The sequence below is a fragment of the Ensifer sp. KUDG1 genome (assembly GCF_050434285.1).
In the GTDB taxonomy this organism is placed as follows: domain Bacteria; phylum Pseudomonadota; class Alphaproteobacteria; order Rhizobiales; family Rhizobiaceae; genus Ensifer.
Window position 1 is genome coordinate 279,324 of sequence record NZ_JBNDIG010000005.1, and the last position, 15,998, is coordinate 295,321.

Genomic DNA, 15,998 nt, shown 5'->3' on the forward strand with positions numbered 1-15,998 from the left:
TTCCTTATAACTGGAGCGCCTAGGCGCTCGCTCAGGCGAGCAAGGCGGCGAGTGCTGCGTCGATATCGGCGGGCGTATTGACGGCGATACCGTTGACGGTCTTGTCGATACGGCGGGCAAGCCCGGTCAGGACCTTGCCGGAACCGAGTTCATAAAGCGTCGTGACGTTGTTGGCGGCAAACCACTCGACCGTCTCGCGCCAGCGGACCTGGCCGGTGACCTGCTCGACCAGCAGACGGGCGATCTCTTCGGCATCGCTGACGGGGGCGGCAAGCACGTTGGCGATGACGGGCACCACCGGATTGCGCTTTTCGACCTTGGCCAGCGCCTCGCGCATCGCGTCGGCAGCCGGCGCCATCAGGGCAGAATGGAAGGGTGCCGAAACTGGCAGCATCAGCGCGCGCTTGGCGCCCTTTTCGGAAGCGAGTGCCGCGGCCTTCTCGACGGCAGCCTTCTCGCCGGAGATCACCAGTTGGCCACCGCCATTGTCGTTGGCGATCTGGCAGGAACCGAGGGCCGACGCTTCGCGGCAGACGGCTTCGACGTCCGCATGTTCGAGGCCGATGATCGCCGCCATCGCGCCCTTGCCGACGGGAACCGCCGCCTGCATGGCGTTGCCGCGGATGCGCAGCAGGCGCGCCGTGTCGGCAATGGAGAACGTACCGGCGGCACAGAGCGCCGAGTATTCGCCGAGCGAATGGCCGGCGACGAAGGAAACCTTGGACTTGAGGTCGAGGCCCCTGGCTTCGAGCACGCGAATGACGGCCATCGATACGGCCATCAGCGCCGGCTGCGCGTTCGCCGTCAGCGTCAGCGTTTCCTCGGGGCCGTTCCACATGATCTCGGACAGTTTCTGGCCGAGTGCTTCATCGACTTCGGCAAAGACGGCTGCCGCTTCCGGAAAAGCGTCGGCCAGATCCTTGCCCATGCCGACAGCCTGGCTGCCCTGGCCTGGAAACGTGAATGCAATGCTCATGGGATCGTCCCTTCCCTAGATCACTAGGATTTCGGGTCAGCGCGACACGAAATCCTAGTGATCGGTTCTTATGAGTTAGAGCGGGATGCAGGCAGAAACCATACATCTCCGGTTTCCTCTCCATTCACATTCCTTACCGACGAGTCAAGCTTGGAGGGCGGCGGGGACGCGGCCGACAGGCCCTTTTGCCCTTGATCTTCAACAATCAAGGCGTAAGTTTGCCGCCCGATGTCGCTCTGCCCTTTCCCCAACCACTGGGGCTGAGGCGACCGCTCCATTCCCGGTGCCGGCGCCCCTTCCCTCCCCAGGTCGGCGCTCGCCCTTCACAAGGATACTTATCTAGATGCGCTACAACACGCTTGGCCGCACCGGCATCAAGGTTTCGGAAATCTGCCTGGGCACCATGACCTGGGGCTCGCAGAACTCCATCGCCGAGGCGCATGAGCAACTGGACTACGCCTTCGACAAGGGCGTCAACTTCATCGACACCGCCGAACTCTATCCGACCACCCCGCTGTCGCCGGAGACCTACGGTGACACGGAACGCTTCATCGGCGAATGGCTGGCCAAGCGCGGCCGGCGGGATGACGTCGTTGTCGCGACCAAGGTTGCCGGTCCCGGCCGCCCCTATATCCGCAATGGCAACCCGACGACACCCGAAGGCATCGATCAGGCGATCGACGCCAGCCTCAAGCGGCTGAAGACCGACTACGTGGATCTCTATCAGCTTCATTGGCCGAACCGCGGCCACTATCATTTCCGCAACGCCTGGTCCTACGACCCGTCCAAGCAGGACAAGGACCATGTCGCGAGCGACCTCCGGGCGATCCTCGACAAGCTCGGCGACCTCGTAAAAGCCGGCAAGGTGCGCGCCATCGGCCTCTCCAACGAAACGGCGTGGGGCACGATGAAATTCATCGACATGGCTGAGCGTCATGGCCTGCCGCGCGTCGCTTCGATCCAGAACGAGTACAACCTGCTTTACCGCACCTACGACCTCGACCTTGCGGAACTGTCGCACCATGAGGATGTAGGCCTACTCGCCTATTCGCCGCTCGCCGCCGGCCTTTTGAGCGGCAAGTATCTCGACGGCGCGAAGCCGAAGGGCTCTCGTCTCTCGATCAACGGCGATCTCGGCGGCCGCTTCACGCCGCACCAGGAGCCGGCCGTCGAAGGCTATGTCAAACTGGCACGCGAGCACGGCCTCGATCCGGCGCAGATGGCCATCGCCTTCTGCCTGGCGCGGCCGTTCATGGCGTCCGTCATCATCGGCGCGACGTCGATGGAGCAGTTGAAGACCAACCTCGGCGCCATCGATCTCACGCTGTCGCAGGACGTCGTGAACGGGATCCGGCGTCTGCACCGAATCTATCCGATGCCGATCTGAGTGTGAGAGCAGATCGCCGATGCCGGTGCCCCAGACGAAAGCCGAACTGCTTGAGGCAATCGACCTCCAGTTCGCCAGGCTGATGCGCGAGTTGGAACGGGTTCCTGACCAGCGCTACCGCGAACCTTCGCTCGAGGGCCACGCCAAGGGCACCGTGATGAGCGTCGGCGATCTCGTCGCCTACCTCATCGGCTGGGGCGAACTGGTGATCAAATGGATCGATCGCGATCAGCGCGGCGAGCCGGTCGACTTCCCCGAGACCGGCTATAAATGGAACGAACTCGGACGGCTGGCGCAGAAATTCTATGCGGACTTCCAGGCTCTTTCGCCGGGCGAGCTTGTCGCCAGGCTGAAGCAAAGCAAGGAGGCGATCGAAGCACGGATCAGGGATCGCGACGAGCAGGCGCTCTACGGGCGGCCATGGTACGGAAAATTCACGCTCGGACGCATGATCCAGTTCAACACGTCCTCTCCTTATGCCAATGCCCACGGCCGCCTGCGCACATGGAAGAAGGCGAACGGGCCGACGTAAAAAGCGGAAAAGATGTGGCAAGCCTTGCCTTCCGCGGAAAAATGCGTATAAGCGCGCTGTTCGAAATGCCCGGTCTTCTGGCTGGTGGCTGAACGGAGGGCCGGCTTCCTCGAGGGGAGCCGTTAGGATTGCACGTCATTCCGGCCTCCCGTGTCTCCGCTCTCGACCGTCTCGATACAACACTTTCTTGCCGGCTGCCTGTCAGCCCCTAAGAACAGTCGTTGAGGCTTAGCCGCCGAGGTCCGGGCTGATTAACGCAAGAAAGGCAAGCCACAATGGCTCTTTATGAACACGTATTCCTGGCCCGCCAGGACATCACGCCGCAGCAGGTCGACGGTCTCGTCGAGCAGTACAAGGGCGTGCTCGAAGCAAACGGCGGTAAGGTCGGTCGCGTCGAGAACTGGGGCCTGAAGTCCCTCACCTACCGCATCAAGAAGAACCGCAAGGCTCACTACGTTCTCATGGACATCGACGCTCCGGCAGCGGCTGTTCACGAAATCGAGCGTCAGATGCGCATCAACGAAGACATCCTGCGCTACATGACGATCGCCGTCGAGAAGCACGAGGAAGGCGCATCGGCCATGATGCAGAAGCGCGACCGTGACGACCGTCCGCGCCGCGATGGCGACCGTCCGGAGCGTGGCTTCGGCGACCGTGGTCCGCGTCCGGACCGTGGCGACCGCGAAGACCGCCCGCGCCGCCCGCGCGAAGACCGCGCGTAATCAAGAAACTTTAGGAGATTAAGACAATGGCTGAAGTTTCTTCCGCTCCGGTTCGTCGCCCGTTCCACCGTCGCCGCAAGACCTGCCCCTTCTCGGGCGCAAACGCTCCGCGGATCGACTACAAGGACATCCGTCTTCTGCAGCGCTACATTTCCGAGCGCGGCAAGATCGTTCCGTCCCGCATCACGGCCGTTTCCCAGAAGAAGCAGCGCGAACTCGCCCAGGCGATCAAGCGTGCACGCTTCCTCGGCCTGCTGCCCTACGTCGTTTCCTAAGAACGGCTGACCGTCCGTCCGTCTTCTGACTCGACGGAACCCGACGTGTTGGGAGAGGCGCTCCCCTAAGGTGAGCGCCTCTTTCACTCCCTTCCGCGATGGGCGCGGATCGGAACCGGCGCGATGCGCCAAAATCCCATGCTGGGGACAAGGCTTCGGCCATCCCCTAACTGCACGAAGCAGGACAGCGAACGTGACGAATTTGAACAGGACATCGCTGCTGACCGGCGTTCTCGCCGGCTTTACCGCCGCCCTCTTGTCGATGGGCGCGAATACGCAGTCGTCTCTTGCGATCGTCCTTTACGCCGCCTCGGCCCTTCCGATCCTGATTGCCGGCCTCGGCTGGGGCAATGCCGCCGCGATCACCGCGATCGTCACGGCCGGCGCCACCGGTGCCGTTCTCGTTTCGCCCTATTTCTCGCTGCTGATCCTCGTCGTCACGCTGATCCCGGCCGGTTGGCTGAGCCACCTCGCCAATCTCGCCCGCCCGGCGTCCGAACTCGGCGGTCCGGACGAGGCGCTCGCCTGGTATCCGCTTTCCGATATCCTGAGCCATCTCGCTGGTCTGGTGACCGTCGGCATGATCATCGTCGGCGTCATCGTCGGCTATGGCGCCGATATCTCCGATCGCATGGTCGATATCGTCATTCAGGCGGTGAAGGCGCAGGACAGCGCCTATAACCCCGATGCAGCCGCCATCGCCCAGATCAAGTCGCTCTTCACCCTCGCCTTGCCGCTCGTCCAGGGCGCGATCTGGGTGCTGATGCTGTTTACCGCCTACTACCTTGCCACCCGCATCGTGCAGATGTCCGGCCGGTCGTTGCGCCCGCGCGAGGATATTCCTTCGACGCTGCGCATGCACCGCAACGCGATCTTCATCTTTCTCGGCGGCCTGGTCCTCACCTTCCTCGGCGGCGCACCCGCAACGATCGGCGCGCTGATCTGCGGAACATTCGGCGCGGGCTTCCTGCTTGCCGGTTTCGCCTCCTTCCATTTCCGCACGCGCGGCAAGTCCTGGCGGCTTCCCGTGCTGTGGATCGCATACCTGTCGGTGCTCGTGTTCACGATCCCGGCATTCTTCTTCCTCCTGTCCGGCCTGATCGATACGCGACGCACCATCGCGGTCACGCCGGTTGGAAAAAACTGACCAACGAACTGGAACTCTGAAAGGAAACCAACATGGAAGTCATTCTTCTCGAACGTATCGCCAAGCTCGGCCAGATGGGCGAAACCGTAAAGGTTCGCGACGGCTTTGCTCGTAACTACCTCCTGCCGCTCGGCAAGGCGCTGCGCGCCAACGCTGCCAACAAGGCCCGTTTCGAAGCTGAGCGTTCGACGCTCGAAGCTCGTAACCTCGAGCGCAAGTCGGAAGCCCAGGCTGTTGCCGAGAAGCTCGACGGCAAGTCGTTCATCATCGTTCGCTCGGCTGGCGAAACCGGCCAGCTCTACGGTTCGGTTGCTGCCCGCGACATCATCGAAGTGCTCGCTGCCGAAGGCTTCAACGTCGGCCGCAACCAGGTCGACCTGAACCAGCCGATCAAGTCGATCGGCCTGCACAAGGTCACGCTGCACCTGCACTCGGAAGTCGAGATCTCGGTTGAAGTCAACGTTGCCCGTTCGGCCGAAGAAGCCGGTCGCCAGGCCAAGGGCGAAAGCCTGACCTCGGCCGACGCCATCTACGGCGTTGACGAAGACGCCCTGAAGCCGGAAGACTTCTTCAACCCGGAAGCCGAATTCGAAGGCGAAGAAGAATAAGCCTCAAAGGCCATTCAACACGCGAAAGCCCGGATCATCGATCCGGGCTTTTTTCTTGGCCGCTGCACGGCCCGCTCTGGCAATGACCTCCGAGAAGTCCAGCCCCTTATCCGTGAGCGGCAACGGGCGTGCCGCCCTTGTTGGCCTGATCCGGTGCAACATGCACCGGCGCATCCTTGTCGACGCGCACGACGACCGAGAGACCGGGTGAGAGCATTTCCGCCAGCGGCTGGCCGGGATCGACGGCGATGCGCACGCCGACGCGCTGGGCCACCTTGGTGAAGTTGCCGGTGGCGTTGTCCGGACGGATGATGCTGAACTCCGAACCGGCGGCGGGCGAGAACCGCTCGATATGCCCCGTCAGCTCGTTCCTCTGCAGGGCGTCGACCGCGATGGTGACGGGTTGGCCCGCCTTCATGCCGTCGAGCTGCGTTTCCTTGAAATTGGCGACCACCCAGACGTCGTTCGGCACCAGCGCCAGGAGTTGCGAGCCGGCCGTCACATATTGACCGATCCGCGCGCCGATCTCACCGAGCCGGCCGTCCCGCGGCGCGACGATGCGGGTGTTGTCGAGATCGATACGCGCGAGTTCGACGGCCGCTTCCGCCCCGCTCACCGCGGCCTGCAGTCCGGAACGCGCGCCGAGCGTCGTCGCCAGTGCCTGCTTCGAGACTTCCAGCCCAGCTTCTGCCTGGCTCACGGCAGCGTCGGCCTGCTCGAAGCCCGCACGCGCCTGATCGGCGTCGCTGCGGGTCGAAACACCCATTTCCGCAAGCGGGCGAATGCGGTCCCAGGTCGCACGCGCCCGGTTGAAGGCGGCCTTGGCGCTGTCGATCTGCGCCTGGCTTGCGGCGATACCAGCCTTGGCCGAAAGCTCCTGCTGGAAGGAATTGGCAAGGGCTGCCTTCTGACCGGCAAGCGTGGCTTCCGCCTGCGCCACCTTCTGCGCATAGATGCGGTCGTCGATCTTCACCAGCAGTTGCCCGGCTTTGACCGTCTCGTAGTCGTGCACCGGAACGTCGGCGACATAGCCCGCAAGCTGTGGGCTCATGATCGTGACAAAGCCACGCACATAGGCGTTCTCGGTCGATTCGACCGAACTGTGGAACGGCGGCAGCCGCCAAGCGTAGAGCACGAGGGCGATACCGGCAATGCCGGCGAGAAGAACGATGATGCTCGTGGGGGAGCGCAGGGATTTCAACATGGTCGTCAACTCTGTCAATCAGGTGGCCGGCATCGGCGCAGGCGCGGACAATCTCTGCCTGAGCCAGTTGTAGAAGATGTGCAGCAGCAGCCCGGCGAGCGCGAAGAGCGCGACCGCCGAGGCAAGCAGGAAGGCGTCGTTGTAGGCGAGGATGTAAGCTTCGCGGGTCACCTGCTGTGACAACAGCACGGTGCCCTCGCCGCCGAGCAGGGTCTTGTCGCCCATCACCTTGGCGTAGGCGGCGGAAAGCTGGTTGACGCGCTGGGCAACCAGCGGGTTCGAGAGCACGATCTGTTCGGCGAGAATGTTGGAGTGAAACTTTTCGCGGATCGTGACGAAGGTGCCGAAGGCGGCAGAGCCGATCAGGCTGCCGATGCTCTGGGTGAAGAGGAAGATCACGATGAAGCTCAGGATATAGCTCGGCCCCTTGGCGAGCGCCGCCTTGAAGCCGCGCGCCATCGCCGGGGGCAGGAAGAGCGCCGTGCCAGACGCAATCATCGCCTGGCTCAGATACATCTGCTCCGGCCGCGTGAGGCTGGTCGCCTGGCTATCCATATAGGCGCCGGTCGCCAGAAGGCCGAGCGCCAGGATATGCACGCGCTCCGCATGCTGAGGGTTCATCAGCGCGGCGCAAAGCAGGCCGCCACCGATCGCCGCGGCAAGAATGATCCAATAGAGCGTCGCGACCTGCTCGAACTGGAGACCGAGCTGCTGGTAGAAGTTCGCCGCGACCGTCGATTGTTCGGAGGCCACCAGGCGGAAAATGAGGAGAACGGCGGCAAAGTGCACGATCTCCTTGGAGGCGATCCAGCGCACGTCGATCAACGGTACCGGGCGATGGAGCTCGATCAGCACCGCGGTCGTCAGCGTCGTGATCGAGACGATCAGCAAGACACCGAGCCATGGCGCCTCGCCCCACCAATAGAGGCGCCCCATGGTCAGGACCACGGCGAGGCAGCCGAAGGCGACGGCGACGAGCAGGTAGCTCAGGATATCCATGCGCTGGATGACCTTCGCATGCGGGACCGGCGTCAGCGGCAGCAGGTAGATGATCGGCAGCGCGATCAGCGCCAGCGCCATTTCCAGCGTGTAGAGCGCGTGCCACTGGCCGTATTCGATCAAGGTCGGCGAGATCAGGCGGGTGACCGGCGCGGAAATCGTCGTGCAGGTGAGCGCCAACGCCAGACCGACGGTCAGCTTGCGCGCCGGCGGAAAGGCTTCGAGCATGTAGAGAAAACCGAGCGTCGACATCGGTGCGGCGGCAATGCCGCTGATGAAGCGCACGACGATCGCCGAATGCAGATCGGAAACGAAGACGTTCATCAGCGAGACGACGACGAAGCCGGCGATGCTGATTTCGGCAAAACGGCGCAGCCCGTACTGGGCGCGGATCTTCACCAGCGCAATCGACAGGCTGACATTCGGCGCCATGTAGGCCGCCGAGAGCCAACCGGCCTCGATGGCGGTCGCCGAAAGCGAGCCCTGGACCTGCGTGAGGTTGGCGAGCGCCAGGTTCATGCCGAGCCCCTGCGTCAGGAACAAAAGCACAGAGCCCAGGACATAGACCGCCGAAAGCAACAGGCCTTTCTCGACCGGGGCCGGTACGGGCGCTGGCGCCGGTTCTGGCGCAATCGCGGTTTCCCCGCGTTGATCCTCGTCGATGGTCTCCGCAGCCTCAAGCTCGATGGCGAGGCGATTGTCGTTTGCGGCGGCCGTCGCGCCTGCACCCATCGCCGTCACTCCCGCGCCAGCGACTGGACATTGTCGGCGATCGCCCGGATCACCCGCTTCGTCACCGCAAGCTCGGCTGCGTCGATGCCTTGCAGCACTTCGGCCCGGATCTCATCGGCAAGCCTGAGGATCTCGTCGGCAACCGTGCGGCCGAGTTCGGTCATATGGATCTGCTTGGCGCGGCGGTCGGAGACCTCCACCCGCCGCTCGATGAAGCCCTGCTTCTCCATGCCGTCGAGCAGGCGCACCAGGGTCGGGGTCTCGATGTCGAGCTCGTCGGCGAGCTCCCGCTGGTTCAGGCCGTCCTTCTTCGTCAGGGCAAAGAGCGCGCGGGCGCGCGACAACGTCAGCCCCCTCTCCTTCACCCGCGCATCGAACACGGCGCGCAGCTTGCGATTGACCAGTGACAAGGCATCGAACAGTTCGCGGTTCACGGTTGGCTGATACATTGGTATCTTTTCCATATTACTAGCATGCTAATTATATTGCCTCTATCTAATCCAAATGCGGTGGATTTTCAAGATGCGGATTTGAGGCAGAGGAGGACGGCGTTACACTTCGGCCTGTCGGGAAGGTTCGGGTGATTCGCGGCGTCAACGACCAAATTTGTGACGACGGCATAATCCGCACATTTGCGAACCCCCGCCTGTGGATCAGTCGAACAACGGGAACAGCGCCGGGTGCGGTGACGTCGCTCTGCGACTGTGTCCCTCGTGCACTTGACCCGGCCCGCGCTTAGACGCAAACCGGTGCCACACCAGACAGAGGCAGAGATAATCGAATGAACGAAGCGTCGCGAAAGCTATCCCCTATCGGCAAGGATCAGGCGGACCAGCACTACCGCGAGGCCCCGAACAACCTCGAGGCCGAGCAGGCGCTGCTTGGCGCGATCCTCGTCAATAACGACGCCTACTACCGCGTCTCGGACTTCCTGAAGCCCGTGCATCTGCACGAGCCGCTGCACCGCAAGATCTACGAAGTCGCCGGCGACATCATCCGCATGGGCAAGATGGCGAACCCGGTCACCATCAAGACCTTCCTCAAGGCCGACGAGAAGGTGGGCGACGTCACCGTCGCGACCTATCTTGCGCGCCTTGCCGGCGCCGCCGTGTCGATCATCAACGCAGAAGACTATGGCCGGGCGATCTATGACCTGGCGCTGCGCCGCTCGCTGATCACCATCGGCGAGGACATGGTCAACATCGCCTATGACGCGCCGCTCGACATGCCGCCGCAGGGCCAGATCGAAGACGCCGAACGCCGTCTGTTCGAACTGGCAGAGACCGGCCGCTACGACGGCGGCTTCCAGTCGTTCAACGACGCCGTGGCGCTCGCCATCGACATGGCAGGCCAGGCCTTCGAGCGCGACGGCAGCCTTTCGGGCATTTCAACGGGCATCCTGTCGCTTGATGGCCGGATGGGCGGCCTGCAGCGCTCCGACTTGATCGTGCTTGCCGGACGTCCGGGCATGGGCAAGACCTCGCTTGCCACCAACATCGCCTACAATATCGCCGCCGCCTACGAGCCGGAAGTCCAGGCGGACGGTTCGTTCAAGGCCAAGAACGGCGGCGTTGTCGGCTTCTACTCGCTCGAAATGTCGTCCGAACAGCTCGCTACCCGTATCATCTCCGAGCAGACCGAAGTCTCCTCGTCGAAGATCCGCCGCGGTGACATCTCCGAGGCCGATTTCGAAAAGCTCGTCGCCTGCTCGCAGATGATGCAGAAGGTGCCGCTCTATATCGACCAGACCGGTGGTATCTCGATCGCCCAGCTTTCAGCCCGCGCGCGTCGCCTGAAGCGCCAGCGCGGCCTCGACTGCCTGGTGGTGGACTATATTCAGCTCATGACCGGTTCGGGCAAATCCAGCGACAACCGCGTGCAGGAAATCACCCAGATCACCACCGGCCTCAAGGCGCTCGGCAAGGAGCTGAACGTTCCGATCATCGCGCTCTCGCAGCTCTCCCGTGGCGTCGAAAGCCGCGAAGACAAGCGGCCGCAGCTCTCCGACCTTCGTGAATCGGGCTCGATCGAGCAGGACGCCGACGTCGTGCTCTTCGTGTTCCGTGAGGAATACTACGTGAAGAACCTGGAGCCGCGCGACGAGTTCGACCCGAAGTACGAAGAATGGAAGATGAAGATGGAGCAGGTGAAGGGCACGGCCGACGTGATTATCGCCAAGCAGCGTCACGGACCGACCGGCACCGTGAAGCTCGCCTTCCAGTCGGAATTCACGCGCTTCACCGATCTCGCCGATCCATCCTTCACCCAGTACGAAGAACACTAGACAGTTTCATTGTTTCGTCGAAACAGCGAAACAATCCATCACTTGAAGAACGCAATTCCGGACGGAAAACCGTTTCACACGTTTCCTGGGATTGCTCTTAAGTTCCGTGGGGGCGGCCGGAGCGGGCTGGGAAAAATGTTTGCGGTTTCCCAGCCCGCTCTCAATTTCAAAGGTACGTGACCTTCTCGCTGAAGCGCCCCGCCCGTTTCAGCACAAACTCTCAGAATACGAGGCGCAGCAACGCCACCGAGACGACGCCGACGGCGACCGACACCAGGAGCGGCAGCCGCATGGCGGCCACCGCCGTCGCGGCAGCGGCGATCGTTTCCGCTGGACCGGTCACGAAGGCAGTCGGCGCGATGACCGCCATCAGCACGGCCGGTGGGATCGCCTCCAGCGCGCGCTTCTGGTTTTCCCCGATCGTCACATAGCGAATCAGCACGAGGCCGCCGATGCGAGTCGCGATCGTCGCAATCGCCATGGCAAGGATTGCGAGCAGCGTATTGAGATCGACGGTCATGCATGGGCCTCCTTGCGGGCGCCGGAGAGAAGTGCCACCACGACGCCGGCCGCAGCCCCGGCAGCGATGTACCAGACCCCCGGCAGCAATTGATGCGTCAGGACCGCGGCGAGCGCGCTTGCAGCCAGAACGGCCCCGGTCTCGCGCCCCTTCCAGAAGCCCATGACCAGCACGATGAAGACGGCGGGGAACGCAAAATCGAGGCCCGTAACCTTCGGATCGCCCAGGAAGGCGCCGAGCAGCGCGCCGCCAAGGCTCGTCAACACCCAAAGGCAATAGAACGGCACCGCAAGGCCCGCATACCAGGCAGGCGTCAGCTTGCCGTTGCTCGCGCGCATCTCGGCCATGGCCCAGATCTCGTCGGCCAGAAGCAGCATCGACGCATAGCGCGCCGGCCCGGAGAAACTGTCGAGCTTGCCGCCGATCGAAGCGCTCATCAGCACATGGCGAATGTTGACGAGCAGGGCCGAAAAGCCAAGCGCTGCCCAGGACGCCGGATGCGTCCAGATATCCATAGCGACGAACTGCGATCCGCCGGCAAAGACCAGCGCGCTCATCAGCGCCACCTCGGCCGGCGTGAGCCCCTTGCTCGCAGCCACCGCGCCGAACACGAGGCCAACCGGCATGACCGCAACGATCAGCGGCGTCATGGCGACTGCCGCGGCCCGAAATTCCTGAAACGCACTTCTTTCCTGCAACGTCCACGTCTCCATTCGCGCGATGCGCCGCCTTTCCACGCAGGCGCGCCATCGCAATCACCCGCGTGTTCTAGGTCTCGGGTTGAGGATCGTCTTGAACGAAAGTGATCAGCCGGCGCGGAAGGCCCCGGGGGTGACGCCGGTGCGCGCCTTGAAATGACGGCTGAAATGCGCCTGGTCGGCAAAGCCGCATTGATAGGCCGCGTCCACCGCCGACCAGCCGTGCCGCAGCAACGTCTTTGCCGCCCGCACGCGCTTGTCGGTCAGGTACGCGTGCGGCGTGATGTGGAACTCCTTACGGAACGCGCGGATGAGGTGGGCGCGGCTGAGGCCGGCGACTTTCGCCAGTTCCTCGAGCCCGACATCCTCGGCATAGTTTTCCGCCAGGAAGTCGCGCGCCCGGTGCACGGCCGATTGCTCCCGCGTTTCGATCGGCGTGATGATCGTGCTGCCATGGCGCTCGAACATCGTGGCGAGAACACTGAACATGCTCTCTTCCGCCTCGAGGGTGCTGCCATTCAGCTCGAGCATGCGGTGCGCGTGATGAAAGGCTATCGCCAGGTCCGGCGCCTGCAGCACGCGCCTGGAAAAGGACGGCGTGCCCTTGAAGGCGCGGCCGGTCACGTCCTCGATGATGTTCACCAGAAGCTCGGCGCTCGGGTAAACCATGCGATAACGGTAACCGCTGCCACCGGGATGGCCGTCATGGATCTCGTCGGGGTTGATGAGATAGAAAAAGCCCGGGCCTGCTTCCGAGCGCTCGCCCTTGATCTTGCTGATCTGCGAACCGGCCTCGATGGCGCCGATGCTGAAAGTCTCGTGCGCATGCGGCGCGAATTCGTGGGTGATAAAAGTCGCCGTCAGACATTCCATGCCCATGAAACGGGGATCCCGCCAGAAGCGCGTGCGCTCGGCGCCCTCAATCGGCGTGTCATCGATGGCCTGCTGCTGCGAAATCGTCTGCATGGGGAGAGAATAGTGATGCCACGCGCCCGCGTCTTGCACAAAAGTGCTCGTTCAAAACCGAGGCGCTTTCAATCGGTGCGACAGGCCGGCATTTGCGACAGTGGGCGCTAGGCTGTATTGCTCTTGGATCGTCCACGGCAGAGTACCCGGCATGCTCCCTCCAGAATTTCTCGCCGCCTCCAACCGGCTCACCATCGACCTCGGCGCCCTCACCGACAACTGGCGCGCGATGAATGCCCGCTCGGGCAAAGCGCGGGCGTCGGCAGTCTTGAAGGCGGACGCCTACGGCCTTGGAATCGATCAGGCAGCCACTGCCCTCTATGCCGCTGGCGCGCGCGACTTCTTCGTCGCCAATGCCGAGGAAGGTGCCGATCTCCGCCCCCTGGTTCCGGACGGCCGGATCTACATTCTCGCCGGCATGTGGCCCGGCAACGAGGCGCTTTTCTTCGACAATGACCTGGTGCCGGTCATCAATTCGGACGAGCAGCTGGCCGTGTTCATGGCCGCACTCTCCGAACGGGGCGACCACCCTTGCGTGCTGCATGTCGATACCGGCATGAACCGGCTCGGCCTTACGGTCGAGCAGGCCGCTGCGCTTGCGACAGACCCGGCGCGGCCGGCGAGCTTTTCGCCGGTGCTGATCATGAGCCACCTCGTCTGCGCCGACGATCCCGACCACCGGCTGAACGGCATTCAGCTCCGGCGCTTTCACGAAGCGACCGCCGCCTATGAAGGCGTCGATGCGAGCCTTGCCAACTCCGGCGGCGTTTTCCTCGGGCCCGACTATCATTTCGACCTGACCCGGCCGGGCATCGCCGTTTATGGCGGCGAGGCGGTGAATGACGTCCCCAACCCGATGAAGCCGGTGGTGACCGCCGAAGCGCGGATCATCCAGGTGCGCGATGTGGCCGCCGGCGGCACAGCGAGCTATGGCGCATCCGCCCGCTTCGACCGCGACAGCCGTATCGCGACCGTCGCAGTCGGCTACGCCGATGGATACCACCGCTCGGTCTCCGGCGGCGGCGTAACCCTCAGGCAGGCAACGCCATCAGGGGCCTTCGGCTTCCTGCATGGCCGGAAAGTGCCGCATGTCGGCCGCGTCACCATGGATCTCAGTCTTTTCGACGTCACCGACCTTCCCACGGGTACTGTGCGGCCGGGCGATTACATCGAGCTCTTCGGGCGGCACGTCGCCATAGACGATGTCGCGCGCGCCGGCGGTACGATCGGCTACGAGATGCTGACCAGCCTCGGACATCGCTATGCCAGGCACTATGTCGGCGGCGCGTGACGCCGTCCCTCATATCATTTTTCAGTCATTCCCACTGAAATTCACCTTTTGTTCCGCGTTTCGCGGCATTATGTGACGATACAAGTGATTCTTTTCCGCCGACGTCCGATCGCGACGTCGGCGGTCTCACATTCCGAAAGTCGATGCCGATGGCGAAAGCGCGTACCCAATTCATCTGCCAGAACTGCGGCACGGTCCACACCCGCTGGGTGGGCAAGTGCGAAGGCTGCGGCGAGTGGAACACGATCATCGAGGACAATCCGACGGCAGGCATCGGTGGCGGTCCGTCGCGGGCGCCGAAGAAGGGACGCCCGGTGGCGCTCACCACGCTCTCGGGCGAGATCGAAGACGCGCCACGGATTCAGACAGGCATCTCGGAGCTCGACCGGGTGACCGGTGGCGGCTTCGTGCGCGGCTCGGCGCTGCTCGTCGGCGGTGATCCCGGCATCGGCAAGTCGACCGTACTGATGCAGGCAGCGGCAGCACTTTCGCGCCGCAATCATCGCGTCATCTATGTCTCGGGCGAAGAGGCCGTGGCGCAGGTGCGCCTTCGCGCCCAGCGGCTCGGCGCTGCCGACAGCGACGTGCTGCTCGCCGCCGAGACCAATGTCGAGGACATTCTGGCAACGCTTTCTGAAGGCAAGCGCCCGGATCTGGTGATCATCGATTCGATCCAGACGCTCTGGAGCGACATCGTCGATTCGGCGCCGGGCACGGTGACCCAGGTTCGCACCGGCGTGCAGGCGATGATCCGCTTTGCCAAGCAGACGGGAACTGCCGTCGTGCTCGTCGGCCACGTCACCAAGGAGGGCCAGATCGCCGGTCCGCGCGTTGTCGAGCACATGGTCGATGCCGTGCTCTATTTCGAAGGCGACCGCGGCCATCACTACCGCATCCTGCGCACCGTCAAGAACCGCTTCGGCCCGACCGACGAGATCGGCGTGTTCGAGATGTCGGACAAGGGCCTGCGCGAGGTTGCCAACCCGTCGGAGCTCTTCCTCGGCGAACGCAACGAAAAATCGCCGGGCGCCGCCGTCTTTGCCGGCATGGAGGGCACCCGCCCCGTCCTCGTCGAAGTGCAAGCGCTGGTCGCGCCGACCTCGCTCGGCACGCCGAGACGCGCGATCGTCGGCTGGGATTCCGCGCGGCTCTCGATGATCCTCGCCGTGCTCGAAGCCCATTGCGGCGTGCGGCTCGGCCAGCACGACGTCTATCTCAACATTGCCGGCGGTTACCGCATTTCCGAGCCGGCAGCAGACCTGGCTGTGGCTTCCGCACTGGTTTCATCGCTTGCCGGGCTTGCCCTTCCGGCGGATTGCGTCTATTTCGGCGAAGTCAGCTTGTCGGGTGCCATCCGGCCGGTTGCGCATACCGCACAACGCCTTAAGGAAGCCGAGAAGCTCGGGTTCTCGCAGGCGGTCCTGCCGTCCGCTTCGACCGAACTGCCGAAAAACGGCAATGGCCGCTGGAGCGAGATGGAAAGCCTGCCCGATCTGGTGGCGCGCATCGCGGGGTCGCGAAACGCACTGAGACCGGCGGAGGACGAAGACTGAAGATGCGGATGTCGCAGGCCGCCCTTTAAGGGCCGCAAACAGGCTGAAAATGCCCTGAACTCAGGGCCGATGGCGGATAGGCTTGAGGAGACCCGGACGAACCG

16 protein-coding genes are annotated in these 15,998 nt (G+C 63.5%); 9 read left to right on the forward strand and 7 right to left on the reverse strand.

What is annotated here, in order from left to right; genetic code table 11:
• Positions 1-31 precede the first annotated feature (31 nt).
• A complete protein-coding gene (fabD, locus tag M2267_RS15795; protein WP_429115341.1) occupies positions 32-976 on the reverse strand; it encodes an ACP S-malonyltransferase in 945 nt (314 codons plus the stop codon).
• Positions 977-1,319: 343 nt separating this feature from the next.
• Between fabD and M2267_RS15800 the strand changes: the two genes are divergently transcribed.
• The 6 genes from M2267_RS15800 to rplI all read left to right on the forward strand — a co-directional run bounded on the left by M2267_RS15800 (position 1,320) and on the right by rplI (position 5,647).
• On the forward strand, positions 1,320-2,363 hold the full coding sequence (locus tag M2267_RS15800; protein WP_402316276.1) for an aldo/keto reductase: 1,044 nt from the start codon (positions 1,320-1,322) through the stop codon (positions 2,361-2,363).
• Positions 2,364-2,382: 19 nt separating this feature from the next.
• A complete protein-coding gene (locus tag M2267_RS15805; protein ID WP_429115343.1) occupies positions 2,383-2,895 on the forward strand; it encodes a ClbS/DfsB family four-helix bundle protein in 513 nt (170 codons plus the stop codon).
• Positions 2,896-3,170: 275 nt separating this feature from the next.
• Positions 3,171-3,617, forward strand: a complete 447-nt coding sequence (gene rpsF, locus M2267_RS15810) for a 30S ribosomal protein S6 (RefSeq protein WP_034803973.1) — start codon at positions 3,171-3,173, stop codon at positions 3,615-3,617.
• A gap of 26 nt (positions 3,618-3,643) precedes the next feature.
• Complete coding sequence (gene rpsR, locus M2267_RS15815) at positions 3,644-3,892, forward strand: 30S ribosomal protein S18 (RefSeq protein WP_025426448.1); 249 nt, start codon at positions 3,644-3,646, stop codon at positions 3,890-3,892.
• A gap of 193 nt (positions 3,893-4,085) precedes the next feature.
• Positions 4,086-5,039: a DUF2232 domain-containing protein gene (locus M2267_RS15820; RefSeq protein WP_429115346.1), complete on the forward strand. Its 954-nt coding sequence runs from the start codon at positions 4,086-4,088 to the stop codon at positions 5,037-5,039.
• Positions 5,040-5,071: 32 nt separating this feature from the next.
• Positions 5,072-5,647 carry a 50S ribosomal protein L9 gene (gene rplI, locus M2267_RS15825; RefSeq protein WP_034803982.1) on the forward strand — a complete coding sequence of 192 codons (576 nt, stop codon included), beginning with the start codon at positions 5,072-5,074 and terminating at the stop codon, positions 5,645-5,647.
• A 106-nt stretch (positions 5,648-5,753) separates the two neighbouring features.
• Here rplI and M2267_RS15830 read toward each other — a convergent pair whose 3' ends face one another.
• The 3 genes from M2267_RS15830 to M2267_RS15840 are packed head-to-tail and all read right to left on the reverse strand — an operon-like array spanning position 5,754 to position 9,031.
• Positions 5,754-6,851 (reverse strand): HlyD family secretion protein, encoded by a 1,098-nt coding sequence (locus M2267_RS15830; protein WP_429115349.1) that lies wholly within the window; start codon positions 6,849-6,851, stop codon positions 5,754-5,756.
• Positions 6,852-6,869: 18 nt separating this feature from the next.
• The gene (locus tag M2267_RS15835) at positions 6,870-8,582 is read right to left on the reverse strand and encodes an MFS transporter (RefSeq protein ID WP_429115352.1); all 1,713 of its coding nucleotides are present in this window, start codon (positions 8,580-8,582) and stop codon (positions 6,870-6,872) included.
• Between the two features lie 5 nt (positions 8,583-8,587).
• A complete protein-coding gene (locus M2267_RS15840) occupies positions 8,588-9,031 on the reverse strand; it encodes a MarR family winged helix-turn-helix transcriptional regulator (protein ID WP_043611356.1) in 444 nt (147 codons plus the stop codon).
• A 332-nt stretch (positions 9,032-9,363) separates the two neighbouring features.
• Here M2267_RS15840 and M2267_RS15845 point away from each other — a divergent pair, with 332 nt between their 5' ends.
• Positions 9,364-10,866 carry a replicative DNA helicase gene (locus tag M2267_RS15845; protein ID WP_043611355.1) on the forward strand — a complete coding sequence of 501 codons (1,503 nt, stop codon included), beginning with the start codon at positions 9,364-9,366 and terminating at the stop codon, positions 10,864-10,866.
• Positions 10,867-11,086: 220 nt separating this feature from the next.
• Here the strand turns inward: M2267_RS15845 and M2267_RS15850 are convergent, their stop codons facing one another.
• The 3 genes from M2267_RS15850 to M2267_RS15860 all read right to left on the reverse strand — a co-directional run bounded on the left by M2267_RS15850 (position 11,087) and on the right by M2267_RS15860 (position 13,050).
• The gene (locus M2267_RS15850; protein WP_429115354.1) at positions 11,087-11,386 is read right to left on the reverse strand and encodes an AzlD family protein; all 300 of its coding nucleotides are present in this window, start codon (positions 11,384-11,386) and stop codon (positions 11,087-11,089) included.
• Positions 11,383-12,036, reverse strand: coding sequence for an AzlC family ABC transporter permease (locus tag M2267_RS15855; protein ID WP_429115356.1), 654 nt, complete (start codon positions 12,034-12,036; stop codon positions 11,383-11,385). The genes M2267_RS15850 and M2267_RS15855 overlap by 4 nt, the downstream gene beginning before the upstream one ends.
• A 156-nt stretch (positions 12,037-12,192) precedes the next feature.
• Positions 12,193-13,050, reverse strand: coding sequence for an AraC family transcriptional regulator (locus M2267_RS15860; RefSeq protein WP_402316248.1), 858 nt, complete (start codon positions 13,048-13,050; stop codon positions 12,193-12,195).
• Between the two features lie 151 nt (positions 13,051-13,201).
• Between M2267_RS15860 and alr the strand changes: the two genes are divergently transcribed.
• Both alr and radA read left to right on the forward strand, forming a co-directional pair.
• A complete protein-coding gene (gene alr / locus M2267_RS15865; RefSeq protein ID WP_429115358.1) occupies positions 13,202-14,341 on the forward strand; it encodes an alanine racemase in 1,140 nt (379 codons plus the stop codon).
• 149 nt (positions 14,342-14,490) lie between these two features.
• Entirely contained in the window at positions 14,491-15,894 is a 1,404-nt protein-coding gene (gene radA, locus M2267_RS15870) for a DNA repair protein RadA (protein WP_043611486.1), read from the forward strand.
• Positions 15,895-15,998: the final 104 nt, after the last annotated feature.